Here is a 26,208-nt window from a genome sequence, read left to right as displayed (position 1 = left end):
GTTTAGTGTACGACATGAATATCCCATTTCTCAGATACGGTTATCATTAAATTTGATCGAATAATTTCGTATTTTTGAGTATAAAAATCTGTTATGACTATAATCGCACATCCAAAAAACAAAAAGCAGGAAGCAGCCATAGAAGCCGTTCTTAAAGCTTTAAATGTTTCTTTTGTAAAGGAAGATGAAAGTCCGTATAACCCTGAGTTTGTAGCTAAGGTAAAACAAAGCATCGCAGAAGTAAAGAAAGGAAACTACATTACACTTGACCCTAATAAATCTATATGGGACAATATAAAGTAATCATTTCCGAGAGGGCTCAAAAAAATTTATTAACCATCCAAAAATCCGGAGATAAGGCTTCGATAAAAAAAATCGAAAAAATTATTGCCGAGCTCTATGTTCATCCTGAAACGGGCGTAGGAAATCCTGAAAAGTTAAAGTTTGAACTATCAGGACTTTGGTCTCGGAGAATCAATTAAAAAGATCGTTTAATTTATAAAATAGAAAGACGAGATTATAACCGTTACCATCATCTCTGCTTTAGGTCATTATGGTGACAAATAACGTTAAAAACGTAACATCCCGATAAAACCCTTACAAAAAATGCCGGGATAAACCCAGCATTTAAATTAGTTCTATCAAACCATGTTAAACGGTTTTCACTTCGTTCTCGGCGTAATCTTCAATATCCGTAATATAGCCGTTTATCAATAAGAAATCGAACAATGGCTTGGCCTCAGGCGTAACCGGCATATTGGTAGTATTAATTACCTGATTGGTCTTTTTATCTAAGAAAGGATAAGCAAACAAACGCACATTGGTGTTAAACATATCGTTTACGTAGCTCAACAACTGCCCCGAATAGTTATCGCCTTTAAAATTCGACGAGTTAAACACAAATTTTAAGTTGTTGATGTTGGTAGCTAAACCCACGCTTTTCGGTTTACAACGGGCCAGATATTTAGCTAAACGGTTATGACGGGTAAAGTTCGATACAATAACGATGTTTCCGGTATCGCACATTTCCTGGGTACGTTTAGCTACCGCAGCCAGGTCGATATCATCAGGAGTTTCGTGTGCCTCTGTAAGTACGTTGGTGAGTAAAACCTCTATCATTACCGCCAGGTTGCCTTCTTCTACTTTATTGGTGCGCTTAAACTGATCGGTAGCTTTATTGAATAAGCTAAAGTTAGGTAATGATTTCTGACCGTATTTGGTCCGCAAAATCATGATATCTTTTTTATACAACAAATCTTTCGCCTGACGCGGATGCGCATCGGCGTCAAAAATTGCTGCAGCAGAGAAATCTTTCATAATCATGTACAGATTAAGCAAGATATTGTCAACCCCTTCAAAAGCAGGACCTTTAACCGAAATCAAATCAATTTCTACCGAATCGATGGTTAAGTTATCGGCCAGCGATTCGACCATTAATTTAGGATCCTGATAATGGTAAAACGCGGCATAAACCAGGTTTACCCCAATAATGCCCAAAACACGTTGCTGCATGTTTACATCGGTATCAAGCAAACGTACGTGAAAAAAGATTTCGTTTGGTAAACCTCCCGGTTCACTCTGAAAACAGATACCTACCCAGCCATGCGGTTCGTTGGTACGTTTATAATTTAAGGTGGTTACGGTATCGGCAAAAGCAAAAAAAGTACGGCTTTCATATTTTTCGCCCGATAAACGTTCGTTTAATAAACCAAACTCGTGATCGAGCATTTGTAAAAGCCGGTTCTGACTTACGTAACGGCCATTGGCTTCGGCACCGTAAATGGCATCACTAAAAGTCATATCGTAAGCCGACATGGTTTTGGCAACTGTTCCGGATGCAGCACCGGCATTAAAAAAGTTTCGCGAAACTTCCTGACCTGCACCAATTTCGGCAAAAGTGCCATAAATTCGGGGGTCAAGGTTTATTTTAAGTGCTTTACGCTTCGTATCCAGAATTTCTCTCTCCATGCCGCAAAAGTACAAAAAATTGAGATTAAGCTAATTTTAAGTCTGTAACTTAAAATCAATCTAAATACTGGATTTAACTTATTGGTGTACGATAGCAGTTTTGAAAAAAATAAGGTTAATGCCATCCAGCATTAACCTTATAAAACCTAAACTTAAACTATTATGAAAAACCCTCTTTCGAGAATATTTTTGATTACGATACTACAATTTCTTTGTGTTGTAATTTAGCATCGTCTTTTTTGCTGATGTTGATATTTAAAATACCGTCTTTATATTCGGCAGTAATTTTATCGCCATCGGCAGTATCTGGTAAATTGAATGATCTTGCAAATGAGCTGTAATCAAACTCTTTACGGGTAAAATCTTTAGCTACCTGGGTTTCGTCTTTTTTAACTTCTGCCCAAACAGAAAGGGTATCTTTTTTTAAATTGATCTGAAAATCTTCTTTTTTCAATCCAGGTGCAGCCAACTCAATCACATAAGCGGTTTCATTTTCATGAATATTTACATTAGGCGATTTATCAACTGCTTTATTTTTAGTGATCGCATCGCTAAACAATGAATCGAAAACATTGTTAAAGTAAGGAGCTGTGTTACGGGTTCTGTTGTTAAAATTTACAAGTGTCATATCTCTAATTTTTTATTTTTTTAATTTGATAATACACCTTATTCAACTTACATACCAAAGCGATTTTTTATGATTTTTAAGACATTTTGGCAAAGACAAAGCAAAACAAAAGACAAAACGTCAGTTTTAAACAGTTTTTCCGACAAATTTAACTACAGAACTAAGATTCCATTGCGCTTTATCGACTTCGATATGATGGGTCACGTTAATAATGCGGTATACTTTACCTACCTGGAAATGGCCCGTAGTCAATATTGGGAAGAAATTATTAAATGGGATTGGAAACAAACCGGAATTGTAATTGCCCATGCCGAGCTGAATTATATTTTACCTATTGTGATGCACGATCAGGTTGCCATCCATGTTAAAACATCCAGAATTGGCGATACAAGTTTCGACCTGGAATACCAGATCGTTAAAGTAAAAGGAAATGAAGAAATTATTTGCAGCAAAGGAAAAACCGTTTGCATTGCCATTGATTATGCAACCCAACGGCCAACAACAATCCCTGAAGCAGAAAAACAGAAAATGCTGGATTTTGAGCAATTAGCCCCCTAACCCCCTGAAGGGGGCATAGCATAAACATGCTACTCCCCTTTAGGGGTTGGGGGTTCGGGCATAATCTTCCCAGGATTTAAAATCCCCTTAGGATCAAAAACCTGCTTAATTCCACGCATTAAATTTAAATGGATTTCGGAGTACTTGATTGGCATAAATTCCTTTTGTACCAAACCAATTCCGTGCTCGCCAGATAATGTACCACCTAAAGCTGTGGTGAGTTCAAAAATTTCGGCGATACCAAATTTGAGTTTGTTTTTCCAGTCCTCATCACTCATTCCGGCTTTAATAATGTTTACATGTAGGTTTCCATCACCGGCATGCCCGTAACAAACGCTTTCGAAACCGTATTTGCTGCCAATTTCTTTAATGCCGTTTACCAGTTTAGGCAAAGCAGCACGCGGCACAACTGTATCTTCTTCTTTATAAACCGAATTCGATTTTACCGATTCGGCCATGGTTCTGCGCATGCGCCAAAGTTCTTCTTTCTGACCAGCCGTATCTGCAAATAAAACCTCCGTACATTTGTGTTCTTCTAAAACGATGTTGGTTTTTTCGCAATTCTTAAAAATATCATCTAAATCATCGCCATCAAATTCAATCATCAGCAAAGCTGCAACATCATCTTTTAAATCAAACTTAATATCGTCGAATTTAATTACCCACTCCACTCCTTTTCGCTCCATAAACTCCAAAGCAGATGGGGTTACTCCAGCCCTGAAAATAGCCGAAACGGCCGCACAGGCATCTTCATTGGTACTAAAAGAGCCCATCATCAATACCGATTGCGAAGGTTTAGGCAATAACTTGGTTACGATTTTAGTTACCACACCTAAAGTGCCTTCTGAGCCAATCATTAGCTGGGTTAAATTATAGCCTGAAGCATATTTAAGGGTGTTGGCACCCGTCCAGATAATATCGCCGTTAGGCAAAACCACTTCCAGGTTTAAAATATACTCGCGGATGGTGCCATATTTCACTACACGTGGTCCGCCTGAGCCATGCGCTACGTTACCACCAATAAAACAAGATCCTTTACTGCTCGGATCAACCGGATACAGCAAACCTTTTTCGGCAACGGCGTTAATAAATTCTTCGGTAATTACACCTGGTTCAACAGTCGCCTGCAGATTTTCGGTATCAATTTCTAAAATGGCTTTAAACTTCTCCATCGATAAAGAAACCCCTCCATAGATGGGTAAAGCAGCGCCACTTAACCCTGTACCCCCACCGCGGGGTGTTACCGGCACGTGATGTGCATTACAGATCTTTAACAAGGCCGAAATTTCCTCTGGTGTAGTGGGTTTTACTACAACCTCGGGCTGGTAACGCAAATCTTCGGTTTCATCATGACTGTAGTTCGCTAAACTCTCTGCATCAGTAAAAACCTTATCGGCACCAATTGCTGAGGTGATTTCTGCTAAAATTTCGGTATTTATTTTGGTAAAATTCATTTTAATTGGTGGCTGAGTAACTAAGTTGAACAAAAGAATGGCCTATTTGGCCGGGCATTGGCGGATTGAGTTTTTTCATGCTCACATCGATCTTCTCTACAAAAGGATAGATTTCAATCACCTTAGCGATGATGTTATTCAAAACAGTTTCCAATAGCTTTTGGGTATTTTTCATCTCCGTTCTGATGATGCTGTTCAGATCTTCGTAATTAACGGTCTGTGTCAGTTCATCATCAAAGCCCAAAGGTGTAAATTTGGTTGTTAAATCTATAATAAAATGATTTCCAGTCAATTGCTCTTCCGGATAGTATCCGTGCAAGGCAAAGCATTTTACATCTTTTAAAGCTACGGTTTGTTTGATATGGCCCATCTATGTTTTGTATGTTGCAAAATTAAATTTTTATTCACGAATATAATGCCCATTGCCGTAAATTGTTACCTTTGAAATGAACCCTATTGCTTAACCAGATTAGTATACAACCATGAGCAAATCAGCAAAAAAAGACTTATACGAAGCACCAGACTATTATTTATTGGATGAATTGTTAACCGATGAACATAAACTGATTCGTGCAACTGCACGCGAATGGGTAAAAAAAGAGGTAAGTCCCATTATTGAAGATTATGCACAAAGAGCCGAGTTCCCCAAACATTTGATAAAAGGGCTGGCCGAAATTGGTGCTTTTGGCCCGACTATACCAGTTGAATATGGTGGTGCAGGTTTAGATTACACTGCTTATGGGATTTTAATGCAGGAAATTGAGCGTGGCGATTCGGGCATCCGCTCAACGGCATCGGTACAAGGCTCGCTGGTGATGTACCCGATTTATGCCTATGGTACCGAAGAACAGCGTAAAAAATATTTACCTAAACTGGCCAGTGGCGAAATAATGGGCTGCTTTGGTTTAACTGAGCCCGATCATGGATCGAACCCTGGTGGTATGGTAACCAATATTAAGGATGCTGGCAGCCATTACATTTTAAACGGAGCCAAAATGTGGATCAGTAATGCACCTTTTGCTGATATTGCAGTGGTATGGGCCAAAGATGAAGCGGGTAAAATCAGAGGAATGGTAGTAGAACGTGGCATGGAAGGCTTTTCAACTCCCGAAACGCATAATAAATGGAGCTTAAGGGCATCTGCTACGGGTGAACTGGTTTTTGATAATATCCAAATCCCCAAAGAAAATGTTTTTCCGGAAATAAGCGGATTAAAAGGTCCATTAGGCTGTTTAAACCAAGCCCGCTATGGCATTGCCTGGGGTGCATTAGGTGCTGCTATGGATTGTTACGATACCGCTTTACGCTATTCGAAAGAACGCGTACAGTTTGGCAAACCGATTGGCGGTTTCCAGCTACAACAAAAAAAGCTGGCCGAAATGGTAACCGAAATTACCAAAGGACAGCTTCTGGTTTGGCGTTTAGGTACATTAAAAAGCGAAAACCGTGCTACAGCCGAACAAATCTCGATGGCTAAAAGAAACAGTGTAGAAATTGCCCTCGATATTGCCCGCAATGCACGCCAAATGCTGGGCGGAATGGGTATTACCGGCGAATATTCGATCATGCGACACATGATGAACCTCGAATCGGTGGTTACCTATGAAGGTACCCACGATATTCACCTGCTGATTACCGGTATGGATGTTACCGGCATAAATGCTTTTAAGTAAAACGATTAAAAAAATATGCTCAACAAAAACGCCCTCAAAAAACTTATTTTATTTGTTTTAACTTTTTGGATCAGTACAGCATTTGCTCAGCAAAATAACTTTTTCGTTTCCAGAACGGAACCGCAATGGCTGCAAAAAGTTAAAACTGTTGATAAACGACCAGCTGCAAAAGACGTTCAGGATGGCTGGTACTTATTTCTTTATGAGCAACAAACCAATATAGAAACCTCGGAGGAGTATGAACACGATATCCGTGAAATTATTTCAGACACAGGTGTTCAAAATGGCTCAGAAATATCGGTTACCTACGATCCCTCCTATCAACAACTTCTTTTTCATAAGATTATCATCTGGAGAGACAATAAGCCTATTGATAAACTTAATGCCCATAATTTTAAAATCATCCAGAATGAGAAGGAACTCAGCAAGTTTATTTACAGCGGTACATTTAATGCTTTTCTCATTTTAGATGATGTACGCAAAGGTGACAGAATTGAGTTTTCTTACACGGTAAAAGGCAAAAATCCGGTTTTTGATTCGCGCTACAGCAATCTGATTTATTTTGAGGGTGGAAGTCAGATCTCCAATGTTTATGTAAGCGTACTTTTTAATAAAAAACGCAATATCCAGCTCAAGAACTTCAATTATGTTCCTCCATTGAAAATGCTTGAAAAAGGAGACCTAAAAGTATACCAATGGCAAAGTCAGGTTTCTAAAACCTTCACTACATACGATTACGAACCTGAGTGGTATAACCCTTATGGCCGTGTTCAAATTAGCGAATACCAAAGCTGGAAAGATATTGTAGACTGGTCTATTCGTTTAAACACTTACGACCTGAAAAATTCTGCCATACTTAACGCTAAGATTAAAGAATTAAAAGCCAGAGCCAAAAACGATCCCGAGCAATATTTACAGCTCGCTACCCGATTTGTACAAGACCAAATCAGATATATGGGGATAGAAATGGGCCAATATTCCCATCGTCCAAACTCTCCGGAAAAAGTTTTAAAGCAACGTTATGGCGATTGTAAAGATAAATCACTTTTACTGGTTTACTTACTCAAAAACATGGGGATACCAGCTTATCCGGTTTTAATCAACACATACCTCCGCGATAAAACAATAGAAAGACTTCCCTCCACGGGTGCTTTTGACCATGTTGTGGTAATGGTAGAGTTTAACCAAAAGAAAATCTGGATCGATGCGACGATGTCTGATCAGCGTGGGCCAATAACCGACAACTATTTTCCTTACTCGGCCAATGTTTTGGTTTTAAAACCCGGCAACGATAAACTTGAATGGGTTAAAAGTAATCCTAAAGGCAAGATTGATGCAACATCGCTGATCAATTTGCCAGACACTGCCCAAGGCAAAAAAGCAACCCTGGAAATCAAAACGATTTATACACACAATTGTGCCGATCAAATCAGAACAACTTTAAACAGCGATGGAACTGATAAACTGGAAAAAGATTATTTAAGTTATTACGGCAAATTATATCCGGGCGTAAAAACAGTAAAAAGCCTTACAGTTAAAGATGATGAAGTTAAAAATATCATATACTTAACTGAAAGTTATGAAATTGAAAACATGTGGGTAAAAGACGACTCCATTCCACATAGATTTGATGTTTATTTTTACGGAGACCTGGTTAGTAACGACTTACGAAAGCTAAAACAGTGGCGTAATGTACCCATGGAACTGGCTTACCCCTTCAATATCAACCAAAAGTTAAAAATTGTTTCCGCTGATACCTGGGACCTCAAAGACAAAGCATTTAATATTGACAGGCCTGGTTATAAATTCAATTATTCTGTAAAATCAGAATCAGATACCCTAACAATTACCTATGTCTATCAGAACTTAACTGATGAGCTATCCGCTACAGATATTAAGCAATACATTAAGGATCGAGCCAACATCATGGATAAACTGAGTTACAGTTTATTTTGGACGGGCGCAGATGAAGCTGGAGATGATTCAGATTTAAATTACTGGATGGTAACTTTATGTGTACTGGTTTTTATGATTACAATGGTTGCGTGTGTATTTCTTTATACACGTAAAAAATCATTTGATCTTGAGGAAATAAAGGAAGCGCCGAAAATTAACGGGTGGCTTATTTTAGCGGGTATTGGTTTAGTTGGCTTACCATTTTTCTCCTTATTTACGATGATTAACATGGATACGTTTAGTCAAAGTACCTGGGATAATCTTGAACGTTATAGTCGCTTTACTACCTTTGTATACCAGCTTTGCCTGCTTATTGAAACGGCATTAAACATGTGCCTGATTACATTTAGCTTGCTGCTTATAATTTTATTTTTTGAACGCCGGAAAGAATTTCCAAAATATTACATCGGATTTAAAATTGCCGGTATTACCGTAGCGATATTAGATTTCATTTTTCTGTTTTCAATGGGCAACCACATAGGTAATCAACTCTTTACCAATTCGGATGTTACCACGTTGATCAGAAAAATAATTATTTCTGGCATTTGGGTCGCCTATTTTATAAAATCTAGTCGGGTAAAAAGTACCTTTGTGTTTGCTTATCCGGCATCCGCATGGAGAACGGCAGTAATTCAGGATTTAAATGAAAATTTTAGGCTCGAGAATTTAAAAAAGCAAGAAATGATTGAACAGCAAGAAACACTAGATACAGTAGAAAATGAAAGACTTTAAAAAATACACCTACATCCCTGCCCCACCAGAAGAAGTTTATTTAGCCCTTACCAAAGAAACCAGTATAAAATTATGGACTGGCGCTGAAGTAGAGTTTGAAGAAGTACCGGGCACCGAATTTTCTTTCTGGGATGGTGATATTACCGGCAAAAACATCGAATTTGTATATGGAAAACAAATTGTGCAGCAATGGTATTTTGGCGAAGAAAATGAAGCTTCAATTGTAACCATTAAACTGCACGAAGATAAAAAGGGAACCTCATTAGAGTTTAAGCAAACCAACATCCCTGATGAAGACTACACCGACTTTACCGAAGGAATACAAGAATATTTTTTGGGTGGATTGATTGATTTCTTTGACGAATAAACCCTGATAAAAACATGAAGTCTAAAATTACCGCTCTAACTTCTTTAATTTTCCTTGCTGCCCTAAGTTCCTGTACATCTCTTTTTACCCCAGCGATTATGGGTAATAACATGGGCTATATCCCAAAAGCAATGGGTGCCGATTCGGTTAAAACTTTAACCACTGTTTCAGCAAGTTATGCCGGAGCCGCCTCTCGAATTTCAGGTCCCAGTTTTGAATTTGGGATGGCCAATATCAGCAGATCAAATACCTTCAAAGAATGGAACATTTCTTACGGAATCTACGGATATGCAGGAAATGCTTCTTATAGAGAAAATAACAGTACAGATGATTTAAAGAATTATCTACAGGGTTTTAAAAAATCAGCAGCTGGATTAGGCCTCAGATTTTCTACCGGACTTCAGCATACTTCTGCCAATCAAAATACCGATTTCAGATATCTTAACTTCGAAAATGCGATTAGTTTCGAAGGTGGGGATTATGCCCGCTTCAGGCAAGAGGTTTACAACGCTCCCCTTCCCGATTATGTTGCGGTTACAAACCGAAAAGTGCTCTGGACAACAGGATTGTCTACAGAAGTAATGTGGCGGGCAAGACAAAACCACGATATCAGACATGCCTTCAGGCTTTTTATTGGCGGTACACCTAATTTTGCCGACAGTTTCAGATCGGGGGTTAAAGCTTATGATGAACTCCGCGGAAAAAATTCAATGGGCTGGGTTTTTAATTATTTCCTTTACATACATCGCTTTTCTCTTTCTTATGAAATGGCCGATAATGCAAATTACGCACAAAAAATAAGTCTCGGTTATTCATTCAGGTAAAACATAATTGATCTGCAGCTGTTCTGAAATAAAAAATATCATGAACAAAACTGTAGGATTTATTTTAATTGTGTTAGGCGCTGCCATGCTGATATGGACAGGCTTTACCTATACCAAAAAAGAAAAAATAATCGATGCCGGCCCTATTCAGGTATCGGCCGATAAAGAAAAATCGGTTAACTGGCCGCCTTATGCAGGTGGTATTATTTTAGTAGCGGGTGTTTTCGTATTTATTGCTTCAAAAAAGAAATAAACTCATTAAAAGTGGCAAATACCGGCTTTTATTAAAATATTTTCGCAACAAAGCTGCATTTATACTCTTTTTAAATGTAACTTTGTTGCGTTCATGTCGCCATATACCCCATACCATAATCATTTATTTTCCCGTTTAAGGGCATTATTGCTTTTGGTTATATTTTTGAACGCCATTCTGATTGAAGCCCTGCACCACCACGGAGTTGAAAAAAGCATTACCAAAAGCCAGTACACCAGTCAGTCTAAACAATTGAGTACTGCAAAGGTAAAATGTAATCTTTGCGAAGTGCTCAAACATCAATCGCATTTCTTTAATCTCCCCGCTCCTATTGTATTGGCGTTGCCTTTGGTTAAACCCATAGTTACGACCGACAACTATATATTGAAGCATCCTGCCGGCTTTATATTATCCTGTAGCAATAAAGGTCCACCAGCTTCGATGGCCTAAAACCCCGTAGAAAGGCAATCCCTTACTTAATTATTCATTTCTTTTAATGTGCTGCCACATGGCCTGCACCTATACCCCTATTTTTATGCTTCAAGCTATTTCTTTATCCAAGAATTATCAATCTTTTCGTGCCCTTAACCAATTGAATTTAACCGTTAATCCAGGCGAAGTGTACTGCTTACTTGGCCAGAACGGCGCCGGAAAAACCACCACAATTAACCTGTTTTTAGGTTTTATTACGCCAACTGAAGGGAAAATCCTGATCGATAATATAGAAGTTTCGCCCTACGACAACGATCGCCGCAAACAACTGGCCTATATACCCGAAGTGGTGATGCTTTATGGTCATCTGTCTGCTTTAGAAAATCTCGATTATTTTTCGAAACTCGCAGGTTTCAGTTATGAAAAAGAATTGCTAACTCATTTCCTGAGCCAATGCGGCTTAGCAACCAGCGCACACCAGAAACAGTTATCTGGCTTTAGTAAGGGCATGCGTCAGAAAGTGGGGATTGCCATCGCCCTGGCAAAAAATGCAAAGATCATTTTCATGGATGAACCTACCAGTGGCCTCGATCCTAAAGCAACTGAAGATTTTACGCAACTGGTAAAACAGCTGGCCGCAGAAGGCAAATCCATCCTAATGGCTACACACGACATTTTTAACGCCGTAAGTGTGGGCTCGCACATCGGCATTATGAAACAGGGTGAATTAATCCATACCCTACAGGCCAGCGATATCAGCGCTGCCGATCTTCAAAAATTGTACCTCCAAACCATTTAACTAAGAATCATGAAATTGATATATCATATTTTTCGGATCAGCTTTATTTTCGTTTGCATATTACTGACCAGCCTACAGGTTATGGCACAGATTAAAGTAAGCGGAAAAGTAAGCGATGCCAGCAACCAGGCCATTTATAAGGCCAATATTAAATTAAAAAGCGGCAAAGACCTTCTACATACCAGTACCGATTCGCTCGGTAACTTTGCTATAATTTTACCTAAAGCAGGTAGTTATACCTTTAATGCGAGCGCTGTAGGTTACGCCGGTTTTACTAAAACTTACCTTATTAGCAGTGATTTAGTTCTGGATCCTGTTATTTTGGCCCCCTCCAATGAAGAACTCCAGACTGTTGAAATTGTAGGAACCAATGCCCGAAAGTATTATGGAGATTATTCCTTTTCGGCCACTAAAACTGCCACAGTCAATAAAGATATACCACAAGCCATTTCATCCGTTTCGAAAGAATTAATGGCCGACAGGCAGGCTGCTGTGCTGGCTGATGCGGTTAAAAATGTAACCGGTGTATCGCAAAGCAGTTATTACAACCAATTCGCCATCAGGGGTATTAACCAAAACGAGGAAGGGGCAATTATTAATGGCATGCGTACACGCCAGTATTATTTTAATCAGCCCTTAACCAATAACCTCGAACGGATTGAAGTGATAAAAGGTCCGGCCAGTGCTACATTTTCAAGTGTAGATCCCGGTGGCAGTATTAACCTGGTAACCAAAAAACCGCTGACCGAAGACCGCAAAGAAGTGAGCATTTCAGCCGGAAGTTTTAGTACCATCCGCGGCGCGTTCGATTTTACCGGGCCATTAAACGCAGCTAAAACTTTGCTTTACCGCTTAAATATTGGTTACGAAGACAGTAAAAGCTTTAGAGATTTGCAATACCGGAAAGGATATATGATTGCACCTTCATTCTCCTACCGGCCATCAGATCGTACCAGTTTAAATGTTGAGGTGGTGATGAACAACAGCAACTCGCGCTTAGATCGTGGCCAGGCTATTTTTGGTGCTATTGCTGGCCAAACAGACTTAAACAGTACGCCAATTACTTTTAACATGGGCGCCAGCAACGATCGCTTTAACACGCAAGATTTGATGTTGATGACGAGTTTTTCGCATAAACTGACCGAAAATATTGTTTTCAATGCCGCCTACATGAAGCAGAATTGGAATGAAGATCTGCTGGAGCACAGAACAACCAATGCCTTTGGGGTAGATGAAAATAATCAGGCTATCCCAACTTTAGCCGCTATGCGCGCAGTACAGCGGCAGCAAAAATGGGGCACTGATAATTTGAGTACTTATTTTAGTATTAATGCCAATACATTCCATATCGGTCATAAACTGGTAATTGGCTACGACCGAATAAACACCCAAAAGCTGAGAGGTGGTGGAGAAAATTCGGCTCAGGGTTACCGGTTAAAAGATGGCACCATTGCAACGCGCTACGATCCGGCGAAAAAAGACCTGTACCTTTTTAAAACCGTAAATGGGATTAATGCACCAGTACCTAACGTAGAGCATTTTAACCTGGCCAATCCGGCTTATACCCTCAAGAACTTAAGCGATTATACTTTCACTAAAACAGAGATACCCCCATCTTACTATCTGGTTAATGGCGTGTATCTGCAAGATCAGCTTACCTATGGCAAAGTAACACTTACGCTAGGCTTAAGACAAGAGTGGTACGAAGATTACAGCAATTACAAACTGGCTACTGAAAAGAAAATAGCCCAACACAAACTTTTACCAAGAGCTGGAATTACCTATGCGGTTAATCCGAACATTAATATTTACGGCACCTATCTACAGGGCTACCAGCCACAAGGCAACACTTCGAGCCTGGTGATAGTACCGCCACCTGCAGGCAGTAATTTCAAACCTTTAGAAAGCGATCTTAAAGAAATTGGTGCCAAATCAGAATGGCTTAACAAGCGTTTAATGATAAATGTGGCGTTTTTTGAAATCAATCAGAAAAACCTGTTGATGAATGCCAACGATCCCTTAGATGTAAACCGTTTAATTGAACGTGGTGCGCAGCGAAGCAGGGGTTTCGAATTTGAAGCTTCTGGTTTTATTAGTGCCAACTGGCAATTTAATGCAGGCTACAGCTATATCGATGCCATTATTCAAGATGATTTTAATCCGGCATTAATTGGTCAAAGGGTACAAAATACCCCAAAACACAGTGCCAGCTTATGGACGCGTTACAATCTCGAAACCATAAAATTAAAAGGTCTTGGTTTTGGCGCAGGCGTACAGTACAGTGGCACTAAACTTCCGCTGTACATCAGAGATTTTGAATTGCCGGCCTATACCCTGTTGGATGCAGCTCTTTATTATTCGCCAGTAGGCAGCAGAGTCCAGTTGGCTGCAAATCTGAATAATATCTTGAATAAAACCTATTGGGTTGGCGCCCAAAACTATTTGCGCCTTTTCCCGGGCACCCCCAGAAATATCATGTTTAATGTAACCTACCGCATATAATGTCGAATATTATTACCACTATTGCCAAACAAACCTTTAAAACTGCATTTAGCAACAAAGCCACCCTGGCGCTCCTGATTTTATTGGGCGTATCACTTTGTCTGGCCACTTATGTAGGTTGGCAAAATTACAAATCGCAGCAAAACCAAAGACTGCATTATAAAGCACTGGTTAGGGCACAATGGCTTGCCAAACCCGATAAACATCCGCACCGGATGGCACATTATGGATACCTGGCCTTCCGCGAAAAACATGAGCTCAGCTTTTTTGATTTCGGTATTGAAAGCTTTGCAGGGGTAAGTATCTTTTTAGAAGCCCATAAACAAAATACCGTTAATTTTAGCGAAGCCAGTTTTGCAAACGGCATGTTACGTTTCGGCGAAATCAGCGTAGCCATGGTACTGCAGCTATTGGTTCCGCTGCTCATTTTCTTTTTAGGCTATAACAGTATTTCTGCCGAGCGCGAATCGGGCACTTTGAAGATTTTACTTTGCCAGAATGTGAGCTGGAAACAGCTGCTTTGGGGCAAAACACTGGGTATTATCAGTGTTTGCCTTTCTATTTTTTTACCGCTCATATTGCTCACCATTTTATTGTGGGCTTCTTTAAGCAATTGGGAAATTAATCCCGATTCGAGCTTGCGGCTGCTGATGCTGATTTTATGTTACTCGGTATATTTTTTCATCGTTTCGGCCATTACGGTTTTGGTATCAGCTTACCACCAAAGTTCGAAAGCTGCATTAACCACTTTATTGGCCTGCTGGATTTTCTTTATGGTAATTATGCCGCGGATTACACAAGCCATTGGCGATAAAATCCACCCCTCGCCTTCTAAAATAGAATTTGCTGATGCCATTGCAGCCGATATCAGCAGGCAAGGCGATAGTCACAACCCCGACGATGTGCACTACGCCTCCATTAAAGATTCGTTACTTAAAGCCTACAAAGTAAATGATGTAAAAAAACTGCCTTTCAATTACGGAGGCTATATTATGGCAGAAGGTGAAAAGATCAGTTCGAAAATATACAGTAACCACCAGCGACAGCTGAACGCGACTTTCGAAAAGCAGAACCGCCTCACTGTGCTCTCTGGCTTTCTAAATCCTTATTTATCGCTCAAAAACGTATCCATGGCGCTTACCGCTTCGGATTTTAAAACCTTTGTCGATTTTCAAAATCAGGCAGAAACCTATCGTTACGGGTTGGCACAAAAAATGAACAAGTTGCAGATCGATAAAATCAGCAACATCGCACCGGGCGAAACCGCTAAACCACTGGCCATAAGCCGGTCTAACTGGGCACAACAGCCCGATTTCAATTACCGGTTTAGCCACTTAGGTACCGTACTTAAAAGTGAACTACTGGCGCTTGCTTCGCTATTATGCTGGTTAACATTAGTAATCATCATGATCCAATGCACAGCCCGCTGGGTTAAAACAATCCCAAACCAAAATTAAACACCTCCTACAAATGAATAAAAGCATTTATATACTAGAGTTCAAGCTGTTTTTCAGAAACAGTGCTACCTGGATGGGCATCATCCTGTTAATTTTAATGGGTTTTGCAGGCTTGTATTTCGGCAAAACATTTATCGAAAAACAGGAACAGGTAATTACAAAAGCTGCAAGTTTACAAAAGCAACAAACCAGGCAAAACATAGCACATTTTGGTAATGATATTGGCTTGTTTTTCTATCACAACAAGTTTTCTTTGGCCAATACACCAGACGCATGGGCAGCTTTTGCCAACGGACAGCGAGATGTTAATCCTTACCTCATATCGGTAACTATGCTCGGTCTGGAAGGTCAGCTGTATGATACCGATTTAAGTAATCCGCTAAGCCTGCTGCTGGGTAAAATGGATCTCAGTTTTGTTTTTATTTTTCTGTTTCCGCTGGTCATTATAGCCTTCAGTTATAACCTGCTGTCCGAACAAAAAGAAAGTGGTATCTGGCCCTTGCTAAAAGCGCAAACCGATAAAACTTTCACAATTATCTGGCGCAAGATTTTAGTGAGGCTTATGGTGATTTTTGCACTAGCATTCTTACTCATGTTTGTAGCTGCTATTTACCTGAAGCTTCCCTTTGACGGTACCTTTGCAGCTTTAATGGTTTTGATACTGCTTTACCTGGCATTCTGGTTTGCGGTTGCTTTCGTCGTTATTTCACTCCATAAATCATCAAATTTTAATGCATCGGCACTGATCGCCATTTGGGTGTTGCTGTGCATTGTCGTACCGGCAAGTTTAAATCTTCTGTTAACCAAAAAATATCCGATACCTGAGGCCTTGCAAAATGTAATTAACCAGCGCGAAGGCTACCATGAAAAGTGGGATATGGCTAAGTCGGTAACCATGGCGCCCTTTTTTAAGCATTATCCGCAACTGAAAAAATATCCTTTTCCGGAAGAGAAAACTTTTAGCTGGTACTGGTATTATGGCATGCAGCAAATGGGCGACGATGCTGCTTTGGGAAGTCGTGTATTAATTGAAAAAAAGCTGGCTTCGCGACAAAACTTTACAGAAACAGTTGCGCTCTTTATCCCTAGCATCCAATTACAATTGGGCGTTAATGAGCTTGCAGGTACCGATCTGGATAGTCATCTTAATTTTCAGCAGGCCGTTAGGAAATATCATGAAACAATCCGGTTGCATTTTTACCCGGCCATTTTTACTGATGACGAGCTTAAAAATACAGATATTGAAAATTATAAACTGGAAAAGTATGTTCCTAAAGATGTGCCTGTTATCTGGATTAACTTGCTATCCATAACCACCCTAACAGTGATTTTAGCCTGGGTTGGCTATTTTTTACTTAGAAAGCGGATTTAATCTAACCCTGAATTGTCATCCTGAGCCTGTCGAAGGACTAGCATAAACAAATGCTAAAAGCACTTCGACAAGCTCAGTATGATAAACTTATTTTTTATATCTCAGTGCTGTAAACTGATCTAATGGCATCGCGCAAATTGTACTTCGAAGCCATAACCTCTCCATACGCACCTGCGCTGCGAATAGCAAAAATATCGCCTCTGAATGATTCTGGTTGTTCAACTTCCTTACCAAAACAATCGGTACTTTCGCAAATTGGGCCTACTATATCATACCTAATTGAGATTTGAGATTTGAGATTTGAGATTTGAGACAAATTTTCAATCTTATGATACGCCTGATACAATGCCGGACGCATTAACTCAGTCATACCTGCATCTAATACCACAAAGTTCTTTTTCTTACCTTTTTTGATGTACAAAGCACGGGTGATTAACGAAGCTGATTGCCCAACCAATGCCCTGCCCAATTCAAAATGTACTTCCTGACCGGCTTTTACTTCCAAAAATTCGTTAAAAATTTTAAAATAAGCTTCAAAATCAGGAATCTGGTTATCAGGATTATGATAATCAATACCTAGACCACCGCCAACATTTAAAACCTTTAAATTAAAGCCCTTATCTTCAAACCAGGTTGCAAATTCGTTAACGCGCACGCAAAGATTTTTGTAAACATCCAGGTTAGTAATCTGCGAACCGATATGAAAGTGAATACCAATAAATTTCAGATTTGCAGAAGCTTTTAAAGTTTCGGCACACTCAGGTAAATCCCATGAGTTGATCCCGAATTTATTTTCATCTAAACCTGTGGTAATGTTATGGTGTGTATGCGCATCTACATTAGGGTTAATGCGGATAGCAACCTGAGCCGTCTTGCCTTTTTTGGCCGCCAATTCATTCAACACTTCTAATTCCTGTATCGATTCTACGTTAAAGCAGAAAATATCCAGATCAAGTGCTTCATTTATCTCTTTATCTGATTTACCCACACCGGCAAATACAATTTTACCGGCCTCAAAGCCTACTTCTACTGCCCTTCTCACCTCGCCTGCACTTACACAGTCGGCACCGAAACCAATTCCCTTAATCTGTTCTAACAAAACAGCATTGAAGTTGGCCTTTAGCGCGTAATGGATATGAAACCCGTATGGAGCAGCAGCATCTGCGCAGGTGCGCAAAGTTTTCTGCAACAACTCAGTATCATAATAGTAAAAAGGTGTTTCTATATTGTTAAACTTTGATATATCTTTATCGGCGAACATGTTCAAATTCCTTATTATAATTTTAATTCTATTCTTTGGGCTGGTATATATTGGTAACTACCTCGATTTAAAGCACGGAAGAATTACCCATAAACAATACAACGGCAAAATCCGGTTTTTTATCGTATTACTGCTGATTGTACTTTTCCTTTTATTTATCAGAAAATGAAAATAGCAGCAGCCCTTTTTATTGTCCTTATCCTTTCGCTGGGTTTATTTAACTCCTACAAAAAGTATAAAAACGGATTATTACCAGCAGCTTTCTTAGCGGTTCACTGCCTCATCGGACTGCTGGTAATAACCGGCGCGTTTTTTCTGTTATTCGAATAAACGGTTGTGCAAGCTTCTTAAAGCTTCGGTTTTATATTCGCTTAAAATTAAAAGCGAAACGTTGTAATTGCTACCACCGTAAGAAATCATGCGGATTGGAATGTGTTTTAAACCTTCTAAAACCCTGCTGGCAAAGCCATGCTTTTCAGAGCCGAAGTCGCCTACAACACAAACGATGCTATGGTCCCTATCTACTTCTACCGTTCCGAAACTTTCCAGTTCTTCGATAATTTGTGGTAAATGAGCCGTTTCATCAATGGTTAACGATACGGCAACCTCCGAAGTGGTAATCATATCAATTGGCGTTTTATATCTTTCAAATACTTCGAAAACCCTGCGCAGGAAACCATAGGCCAATAACATGCGACTGGATTGGATACGGATTGCCGTAATACCATCTTTGGCTGCAATTGACTTGATTTTGCCTTTTTCGCTATCGTGCGTAATTAAAGTACCTGCAGCTGCTGGCTCCATGGTATTTAACAAACGAACCGGAATTTTATATTTCTGAGCCGGGAAAACCGACTGCGGGTGTAAAATTTTAGCGCCGAAGTAAGCTAACTCAGCAGCCTCATCAAACGATAACTGCGCAATTGGTTTGGTACCTTTAACAATACGCGGATCGTTGTTGTGCATACCATCAATATCCGTCCAGATTTGAACTTCTTCAGCCAGAATTGCTGCACCTAATAATGATGCTGTATAATCACTTCCGCCACGACGCAGGTTATCTACCTCGCCAAAACTGTTGCGGCAAATGTAACCTTGTGTAATAAACAGCTTATTATCTTTATGCTGCTCTAAAAGTGGCATTAAGTGTTTGGTAGTAAAAGGAATATCAGGTTCATTATCCTCATCCGTTTTCATAAAATCTAAAGCAGGCAATAATACCGATGGTACACCGATAGATTTTAAATAGATGTGATATAAAGTAGTAGATAACAATTCACCTTGTGCCAGAACAACCTTTTCTTCAATCGAAGTAAAGAGGTCGTTAGCCAGGCCAGCTAAAAAGCCAAAGTGATAATCAATCACCTCATTTCCCTGCTCCTGAAATTCGGCAGCAGGCAAAAGTTCTATTACAAAGGTTTTATATTTTTGGTAAAGGTTTTCGACGCACTCGCTACCCTTCTTCTTATCGCCAGCTAAAAAATGATTTGCAATTTCTACTAAACTGTTTGTGGTACCAGACACTGCTGATAAAACCACAATCTGCTCTTCATTTGGATTAATGATATCCAATAATTTCGTCATGCGCTCGGGACTACCTACAGAAGTACCCCCAAATTTTAATATTTTCATCTAGTTCTTTGTTGTTTTTTCCAGCGAAAAAAGGGCGATAACTTTACAAGTTTTAAAACTATTTTAAAAAAGTTACAGTCGGCCCACTTTAATACCGGAATTTCTTTATTATTGTATCGGGGCGTGAAAATAAGCAAAAGCAGCTTAAAAGCAACACCCTCAACAAAATAAAATTTGGATGGATGAAAATTAATTGGTTTTTAACCAAACTTCATGCATTAAAATTTGTTCAACACCAGATATTAAATTTAAAAAACAGCTCAATGCAAGCAATTGATCAAGCAACGCAAGCCACAATTAATCAATGGTTAAGCGGAAATTATGATGAGAATACCAAGGCCGAAATTCAGGCGCTTGTTGATAACAATGCCACAACAGAATTAACCGATGCCTTTTATAAAAGTTTAGAGTTTGGTACAGGTGGTTTACGCGGTATTATGGGTGCAGGCTCAAACCGCATTAATAAATATACGATTGGTACCGCCACACAAGGATTAGCCAATTACCTAAACAATAAATATCCTAACGAGAAGATTAAAGTTGCCATTGCGCACGATAGCCGCAATAATTCTGATTATTTTGCCAAAATTACAGCCGATGTTTTCTCGGCAAACGGCATCCACGTTTATTTCTTTTCGGCATTAAGACCAACGCCCGAGTTATCTTTCGCAGTGCGCCATTTTGGTTGCAAAAGCGGTGTAATGCTAACGGCATCACACAATCCTAAAGAATATAATGGTTATAAAGCTTATGGTGCAGATGGAGGTCAGTTTACCTCTCCTGATGATAAACTGGTTATTGATGAAGTAAACAAAATCAAAAATATCGACGAGGTTAAATTTGACCGTGTAGATGCCAATATCCAGTTAATTGGGGAAGATGTAGATAAACTTTACCTCGATGGCATTACTGCTTTATCTATTTCGCCAGAGGCGATTAAAAGACAGCACGATTTAAAAATTGTGTTCTCTCCTATTCACGGTACAGGTATTACCCTGGTGCCTAAAGCACTTGAGCAATTCGGTTTCACCAATGTTACCATTGTTGAAGAACAAAGCAAACCGGACGGTAATTTCCCTACGGTAGTTTATCCAAACCCTGAAGAAAAAGAAGCGCTTACTTTAGCCATGAACAAGGCAAAAGAGATTGATGCTGATTTAGTTCTGGCAACAGATCCTGATGCTGACCGTGTGGGTATTGCAGTAAAGGACAATAACGGTGAGTGGGTGTTGTTAAACGGTAACCAAACCGGATGCCTGTTAATCAACTATTTATTATCGGCCTGGCAGGAAAGCGGAAAACTGGACGGCAATCAGTTTATTGTAAAAACAATTGTTACTTCTAACCTGATTGAAGAAATTGCAAAAAAGAAAAACGTAACCTACTACAATACTTTAACCGGCTTTAAATACATCGGCCAGTTAATGACCGAACTGGAAGGCAAAAAATACTTTATTGGTGGTGGCGAAGAAAGCTACGGTTACCTGATTGGAGATCTGGTACGTGATAAAGATGCGGTGGTTTCTGCTGCATTTATTGCCGAAATGACCGCTTATTACAAAGATAAAGGTGCCAGCTTATACAATGCTTTACTGGATATGTATGTAGAATACGGCTTGTATAAAGAAGACCTGGTATCGTTAACCAAAAAAGGTAAAACCGGTGCTGAAGAAATTAAAGCCATGATGGTGAAGTTCAGAGAGAATCCTCCGGCAAGCTTGGGTGGTTCACCGGTTTCAGTATTGAAAGATTACGAATTAAGTCAGGAAACGGATTTGGCCACCGGAAAGGTAACCAAACTGGATTATCCGACTTCTGATGTTTTACAATTTATTACTGCCGATGGAAGCATTGTTTCTGCCCGTCCGAGTGGTACCGAACCCAAAATTAAGTTCTATTGCAGTGTTAATGCACCTTTAGCAGATAGAAAAGATTTCGAAAAAGTAAATACTGAATTAGGTGACAAAATTAAGGCAGTAATGACTGATTTACAGGCATAATTTTATCCTTTAATAAATAGAGATAAACACAGATGAAGGTGATTCATCTGTGTTTTTTTATGCCTAATCCAATAATTTTATTTCAGCCACGCAAGCACGGATTAACACAGAAAACCACTTAGAAAATGACTGGAGGATTTTCGGTGGTCTCAGTGAATCCGTGGCAGAAAATAATTGCACCTTAACTGATACGTAAACTATAGAATTACAAGAAGTCAACACACCAATAAAAATAGATTGCTTATATTTACAATTACAAAAAGGATCATCATGACAGCGATAATTTTAAAAGATAATGTAGAACAACGCAAAATTGATGCGTTATTAAACTTTTTAAAGTCGTGGGATATTGATGCTGAGTTAAGGATAACTGACCCTGAAAAATCAGTCCGGACAGCTGAGTTCACGCTTTCTAAAGGAATATGGAGTGATTACGATATTAATTCAGAAGAACTTCGTCAGAAAGCCTGGAATAGATAATGGTTATGTAGTTTAAAACAAACATTAAATCTTAGCCCTTGCTATAGTTTCATATTTTTTCTTTGTGGCTTTCAATTTCGTTTGTACATTTGCAGCTCAATACGCATGTTCAAAAGAATTCTGATATATCTTTTAGTGATCTGTACAATTTCCAATTGTTACATGCAGCTAATTGTGTACTCGGGTTATCAGATGAACAAAGAATACATTACCAGTGTATTTTGTATCAACAAGGCTCATCCTGAGCTACATTGCGATGGGCAATGTTTCCTTGCTAAAAAGCTTAAAGATTTAGATGGTAAGAATAAACAGGCGCAGGAAAACCTGAAACGTGTTGTTGAAGCTGAACCTCAGTTTAAAATTGTAGTACTTAACCATACTATTCCTTTCTTTGTTATTAAAGCAGAAAGTGGTTATCTGGAAAAACCAGCTAAAGATCTTTCTATCTCCATTTTTCATCCGCCGAAAACGGTTTAAGTAATTTAATTCAAGTACGTACGTCACCCTGAATTTATTTCAGTGTCTCTCAATTAATTTAATTTTTTGAGACGCAGAATAAGTCCGATAGTTATCGGATCAGCATGACGATTACGTTCATAATTCCCATTTTTTTTACTTATTCCATTTTCTTAAAATGAAAATCACAACATACTTATTGGCATTATTGTGTCCTGCCCTGCTTTTAACTTCCTGCAAAAAAGACAACAACGAAATCACTGCCGAAACCAAATCTACTTTCACAATCGAGTTCGATAACCAGGTAAACGGAAGCCCTTTAACCTTAAATACAACCACATATAAAAACGCTAAAGGCGAAGATTTCAAAATCAACGTATTTAAATACTATGTTAGCAACATCAAATTAAGCAAAGCCGATGGCAGCAGCTACCTGATTCGGGAAAGCTACTTTTTAATCGATGCTTCAAAAGCCGAATCGACCAATATTACTTTAAAAGATGTACCAACCGGCGATTATACCAAAATCGAATATACTATTGGTGTAGATTACGCCCGTAACTTTGCCGGTGCCCAAACAGGTGCTTTAGATCCGGCAAATGGCATGTTCTGGACCTGGAACAGTGGTTATATTTTTGTAAAACTCGAAGGTACTTCGCCACAATCTACAGCGGCTAACAATGCACTAACTTTCCACATTGGAGGTGTGGTTGACCCCAACAATACCATCAGAACCTTTGCGACAGAAATTAATGCAGCTAACCCTTTGCGCATCAGGACTGACGGCAAACCCAATATGCACTTTATCGTAAATGCCGCTGCGCTATTTACCGGTAAAACCGATGTAAGTTTCGCTACGCTGAATTTTACCATGGGTGGACCAAATTCGGTAATTGTGGCCAATAATTATGCTAACGGGTTGTTTCGTTTAGACCATATCCACAATTAAATGCTGAGGAAAATAGCAGTCTTCGCAATGCTTGCCTTAAGCATTGCGTTGATGTATGCCTGCAGTAAAAATGAGGATGAGGTAAGCCAGCAAGAAACAAAAATTGCCTTTACAGTTCCATCAAATTTTCCTGCACCAGCATATAATTTCGAAGATAATAAACTAAGTAATGCTGGTTTTGCGCTGGGTAAAAAGCTGTTTTACGATGCCCGCTTATCGGCCGACAAAAGCGTTTCGTGTGGAAGTTGCCATCAGCAATTTGCTGCTTTTACCCAACTAGATCATAAGGTGAGTCATGGTGTAAACAACTGCCAGGGTAAACGCAATACCCCTCCTTTGGTTAATTTGGCCTGGCAAAAAGCCTTCTTTTGGGATGGTGGCGTAAAAAACATCGAAACTTCGCCCTTAAATGCCATTACCGATGCCTGCGAAATGGGTACCGATATTCAAACCATCGTTGCTTTTTTAAAAGCTACAGCGCCATACCCCGATATGTTTAAACAGGCTTTTGGTTCAACCGAAATCAATTCGCAACTGATTTTAAAATCGATTACGCAGTTTACTGCTATACTGGTTTCGGCCAATTCGAAATATGACCAGGTAATGCGCAAAGAAAATGGGGCTGTTTTTACAGCTTCTGAGCAGGCTGGTTATACGCTTTTTAAAGAAAAGTGCAGTTCTTGCCATGCCGAGCCTTTTTTTACCGATTTTTCTTATCGCAGCAACGGTTTAGATTTATTGAGTGCCGATGAAGGCCGGTCGCACATTACTAGCCTACAAGCTGATTTTGGCAAATTCCGCGTGCCCACTTTACGCAATATCGAATATACTAGTCCGTACATGCACGATGGTCGTTTTTACAGTCTGGATGAAGTGTTAAACCACTACGATTCGGGGGTAAAAGCAGCTGAAAATCTGGATGCTTCCTTAAAAAGCGGCATTCCTTTAAATAGTGCTCAGAAAGAGCAGATTAAAGCATTTTTAAAAACATTAACCGATCATGAGTTTATCAAAAATACATTATTTAGCGAATCGTAAATTATTCATTTTGGCTTTCATACTGCTCAGCAGTAAGGCTTTTGCCTGCGATATTTGCGGTTGTTTTATGGGCATTACCCCCTACTATAACCGAAACAGCATCAGCCTCTTGTACCGCTACCGCTCATTTAACGGTTACGAAGGGCAATCACATTCCTTGTTTCCGAACGGCGGAAAATTCTTTATTCCAGCCAGAAGTCAGGACGCGCCAATTACCGGGCATGCGGGTAACCCTGGTGATTATGAATTATATCGTTCACTTGAAATAAGAGGCAAATATTTTATCGGCAACCGATTAGAAGTGAATGCCATTTTGCCTTATGTTTCTAACAGCGAACGTTATAACGGCTACACCTCAACCATTGGTGGTGTGGGCGATATCAATGTCTATGCAGGTTATCATCTAATGCAAAAACTGGATGCTGATTTTAAACAGCAGCTTATTGCAGGTGCTGGAATTAAATTACCTACCGGAAAAAACGATTTCAAAAACACGGCTGGTATCCGTTATTCTTCGCTTATGCAAGCCGGAACCGGTAGTACCGATGGTTTTATTTACCTGAACTACCTGGTTGGATTAGGTAAATTTGGTGCAAGTTTAAACACCTCATATAAAGTGAATGGCACCAACAGCCGAGATGAGGGAATTGCCAATAGTACAACCAGTTTCCTGAATATTTTTTACAAACAAAGTATCGGCAAAGATTGGCAATTCATGCCTTCGGCACAGTTCTTTTACGAATATTCGGCGGGCGAAAAATACAAAGGGCAAAAAACCGGCGAACATGTAATGAATAATTTAATGGGTGGTGTAGGTGCCGATATTTTCTACAAAAACATTGCCTTAAATATAGGTGTACAGAAAAATATCTGGGAAGCTGAAACCGATCACCCGATGAGCGCCGGCAAGGCTTATGTTGGCATTACTTATAATTTTTAAAAATATGAAAAGACAAATCACAACCGCAATCGGCGTTTTAGCTATCCTTTTCAGTTCCTGCAAAACGGAACCCAATGCCGAAGCAGTACGTAAAGAAGTTTTAAATATCCACGATAAGCTGATGGTTGACGGAGAAAAAGTGGTAAAAAACAAAATGAAGCTCGATACCCTGCTGCTTTCCGATAAACTAAAAAAATCACCTGATTCTACTGCTGCCAAACAGCAAGTAAGTGATGTAATTGCCCGTTTAAATGCTGCAGATGAAAAAATGATGGATTGGATGCATTTTTTTAAAGATGATTTTAAAGGCAAAACCGAACAGGAAGACCTGGATTATTACAAATCGCAGATGATTAAAATCCGTGATGTAGAAGATGGTTACATTAAGGTTACCCGCGAATCAGATTCAGTTTTAAAAGTTTACAATATTAAATAGTCAGAGGTCGGGAGACCGGAGACAGAAGATATGGTGTAAGC

The 26,208-nt window shown here is 39.4% G+C and carries 26 protein-coding genes; 20 read left to right on the top strand and 6 right to left on the bottom strand.

Translation table 11 applies throughout. From position 1 onward, the window contains the following. Positions 1 to 93 precede the first annotated feature (93 nt). Entirely contained in the window at positions 94 to 303 is a 210-nt protein-coding gene (locus tag OC25_RS01515; RefSeq protein ID WP_039471015.1) for a DUF2683 family protein, read from the top strand. After that, positions 285 to 482, top strand: coding sequence for a type II toxin-antitoxin system YoeB family toxin (locus tag OC25_RS01510; RefSeq protein WP_245221846.1), 198 nt, complete (start codon positions 285 to 287; stop codon positions 480 to 482). The genes OC25_RS01515 and OC25_RS01510 overlap by 19 nt, the downstream gene beginning before the upstream one ends. A 169-nt stretch (positions 483 to 651) precedes the next feature. Here the strand turns inward: OC25_RS01510 and OC25_RS01505 are convergent, their stop codons facing one another. After that, positions 652 to 1,968 carry a hypothetical protein gene (locus tag OC25_RS01505; protein WP_039471013.1) on the bottom strand — a complete coding sequence of 439 codons (1,317 nt, stop codon included), beginning with the start codon at positions 1,966 to 1,968 and terminating at the stop codon, positions 652 to 654. Positions 1,969 to 2,161: 193 nt separating this feature from the next. After that, on the bottom strand, positions 2,162 to 2,596 hold the full coding sequence (locus OC25_RS01500) for an Hsp20/alpha crystallin family protein (RefSeq protein WP_039471011.1): 435 nt from the start codon (positions 2,594 to 2,596) through the stop codon (positions 2,162 to 2,164). A gap of 69 nt (positions 2,597 to 2,665) precedes the next feature. Here OC25_RS01500 and OC25_RS01495 point away from each other — a divergent pair, with 69 nt between their 5' ends. Further along, on the top strand, positions 2,666 to 3,154 hold the full coding sequence (locus tag OC25_RS01495) for an acyl-CoA thioesterase (protein WP_039471008.1): 489 nt from the start codon (positions 2,666 to 2,668) through the stop codon (positions 3,152 to 3,154). A gap of 29 nt (positions 3,155 to 3,183) precedes the next feature. Here OC25_RS01495 and OC25_RS01490 read toward each other — a convergent pair whose 3' ends face one another. Then, positions 3,184 to 4,608 (bottom strand): FAD-binding oxidoreductase, encoded by a 1,425-nt coding sequence (locus tag OC25_RS01490; protein ID WP_039471007.1) that lies wholly within the window; start codon positions 4,606 to 4,608, stop codon positions 3,184 to 3,186. Between the two features lies 1 nt (position 4,609). Continuing rightward, positions 4,610 to 4,978, bottom strand: a complete 369-nt coding sequence (gene folB, locus OC25_RS01485) for a dihydroneopterin aldolase (protein ID WP_039471005.1) — start codon at positions 4,976 to 4,978, stop codon at positions 4,610 to 4,612. A 112-nt stretch (positions 4,979 to 5,090) separates the two neighbouring features. Here folB and OC25_RS01480 point away from each other — a divergent pair, with 112 nt between their 5' ends. From OC25_RS01480 to OC25_RS01435, 10 genes are all read left to right on the top strand, one after another. Beyond that, positions 5,091 to 6,281 (top strand): acyl-CoA dehydrogenase family protein, encoded by a 1,191-nt coding sequence (locus OC25_RS01480; protein ID WP_039471002.1) that lies wholly within the window; start codon positions 5,091 to 5,093, stop codon positions 6,279 to 6,281. Between the two features lie 15 nt (positions 6,282 to 6,296). After that, entirely contained in the window at positions 6,297 to 8,969 is a 2,673-nt protein-coding gene (locus OC25_RS01475) for a DUF3857 domain-containing protein (RefSeq protein WP_039471000.1), read from the top strand. Further along, on the top strand, positions 8,956 to 9,336 hold the full coding sequence (locus tag OC25_RS01470) for an SRPBCC domain-containing protein (RefSeq protein WP_039470997.1): 381 nt from the start codon (positions 8,956 to 8,958) through the stop codon (positions 9,334 to 9,336). The genes OC25_RS01475 and OC25_RS01470 overlap by 14 nt, the downstream gene beginning before the upstream one ends. A gap of 14 nt (positions 9,337 to 9,350) precedes the next feature. Then, complete coding sequence (locus tag OC25_RS01465) at positions 9,351 to 10,160, top strand: hypothetical protein (protein ID WP_156131362.1); 810 nt, start codon at positions 9,351 to 9,353, stop codon at positions 10,158 to 10,160. Positions 10,161 to 10,200: 40 nt separating this feature from the next. Continuing rightward, positions 10,201 to 10,413, top strand: a complete 213-nt coding sequence (locus tag OC25_RS01460; RefSeq protein ID WP_039470992.1) for a hypothetical protein — start codon at positions 10,201 to 10,203, stop codon at positions 10,411 to 10,413. A gap of 93 nt (positions 10,414 to 10,506) precedes the next feature. Beyond that, positions 10,507 to 10,863 carry a hypothetical protein gene (locus tag OC25_RS27770; RefSeq protein ID WP_156131361.1) on the top strand — a complete coding sequence of 119 codons (357 nt, stop codon included), beginning with the start codon at positions 10,507 to 10,509 and terminating at the stop codon, positions 10,861 to 10,863. Between the two features lie 85 nt (positions 10,864 to 10,948). Further along, a complete protein-coding gene (locus tag OC25_RS01450; protein ID WP_039471597.1) occupies positions 10,949 to 11,644 on the top strand; it encodes an ABC transporter ATP-binding protein in 696 nt (231 codons plus the stop codon). Between the two features lie 81 nt (positions 11,645 to 11,725). After that, positions 11,726 to 14,146 carry a TonB-dependent siderophore receptor gene (locus OC25_RS01445; RefSeq protein ID WP_209435551.1) on the top strand — a complete coding sequence of 807 codons (2,421 nt, stop codon included), beginning with the start codon at positions 11,726 to 11,728 and terminating at the stop codon, positions 14,144 to 14,146. Next, a complete protein-coding gene (locus tag OC25_RS01440) occupies positions 14,146 to 15,603 on the top strand; it encodes an ABC transporter permease (protein WP_039470986.1) in 1,458 nt (485 codons plus the stop codon). Before OC25_RS01445 ends, OC25_RS01440 begins: the two co-directional genes overlap by 1 nt. A gap of 13 nt (positions 15,604 to 15,616) precedes the next feature. Continuing rightward, complete coding sequence (locus tag OC25_RS01435; RefSeq protein ID WP_052265872.1) at positions 15,617 to 16,975, top strand: DUF3526 domain-containing protein; 1,359 nt, start codon at positions 15,617 to 15,619, stop codon at positions 16,973 to 16,975. A gap of 94 nt (positions 16,976 to 17,069) precedes the next feature. Here the strand turns inward: OC25_RS01435 and lysA are convergent, their stop codons facing one another. Both lysA and OC25_RS01425 read right to left on the bottom strand, forming a co-directional pair. After that, the gene (gene lysA / locus OC25_RS01430) at positions 17,070 to 18,236 is read right to left on the bottom strand and encodes a diaminopimelate decarboxylase (protein WP_039470983.1); all 1,167 of its coding nucleotides are present in this window, start codon (positions 18,234 to 18,236) and stop codon (positions 17,070 to 17,072) included. A gap of 318 nt (positions 18,237 to 18,554) precedes the next feature. After that, positions 18,555 to 19,868 (bottom strand): aspartate kinase, encoded by a 1,314-nt coding sequence (locus tag OC25_RS01425; RefSeq protein ID WP_039470980.1) that lies wholly within the window; start codon positions 19,866 to 19,868, stop codon positions 18,555 to 18,557. 263 nt (positions 19,869 to 20,131) lie between these two features. Between OC25_RS01425 and OC25_RS01420 the strand changes: the two genes are divergently transcribed. From OC25_RS01420 to OC25_RS01390, 7 genes are all read left to right on the top strand, one after another. Then, the gene (locus OC25_RS01420) at positions 20,132 to 21,868 is read left to right on the top strand and encodes a phospho-sugar mutase (RefSeq protein WP_039471593.1); all 1,737 of its coding nucleotides are present in this window, start codon (positions 20,132 to 20,134) and stop codon (positions 21,866 to 21,868) included. A 270-nt stretch (positions 21,869 to 22,138) separates the two neighbouring features. Beyond that, positions 22,139 to 22,348 (top strand): hypothetical protein, encoded by a 210-nt coding sequence (locus OC25_RS01415; protein ID WP_039470977.1) that lies wholly within the window; start codon positions 22,139 to 22,141, stop codon positions 22,346 to 22,348. 162 nt (positions 22,349 to 22,510) lie between these two features. Beyond that, positions 22,511 to 22,825, top strand: coding sequence for a hypothetical protein (locus OC25_RS26645; protein WP_052265871.1), 315 nt, complete (start codon positions 22,511 to 22,513; stop codon positions 22,823 to 22,825). Positions 22,826 to 22,982: 157 nt separating this feature from the next. After that, positions 22,983 to 23,753, top strand: coding sequence for an MbnP family protein (locus OC25_RS01405; RefSeq protein WP_039470975.1), 771 nt, complete (start codon positions 22,983 to 22,985; stop codon positions 23,751 to 23,753). Beyond that, on the top strand, positions 23,754 to 24,791 hold the full coding sequence (locus OC25_RS01400; RefSeq protein WP_039470972.1) for a cytochrome-c peroxidase: 1,038 nt from the start codon (positions 23,754 to 23,756) through the stop codon (positions 24,789 to 24,791). Then, positions 24,754 to 25,731, top strand: a complete 978-nt coding sequence (locus OC25_RS01395) for a transporter (protein ID WP_039470971.1) — start codon at positions 24,754 to 24,756, stop codon at positions 25,729 to 25,731. The genes OC25_RS01400 and OC25_RS01395 overlap by 38 nt, the downstream gene beginning before the upstream one ends. A gap of 4 nt (positions 25,732 to 25,735) precedes the next feature. After that, complete coding sequence (locus OC25_RS01390) at positions 25,736 to 26,167, top strand: hypothetical protein (protein ID WP_039470968.1); 432 nt, start codon at positions 25,736 to 25,738, stop codon at positions 26,165 to 26,167. The last annotated feature ends 41 nt before the right edge of the window (positions 26,168 to 26,208 follow it).

Source organism: Pedobacter kyungheensis, assembly GCF_000812965.1.
In the GTDB taxonomy this organism is placed as follows: domain Bacteria; phylum Bacteroidota; class Bacteroidia; order Sphingobacteriales; family Sphingobacteriaceae; genus Pedobacter; species Pedobacter kyungheensis.
This window is presented reverse-complemented; position numbering and strand designations above follow the sequence as displayed.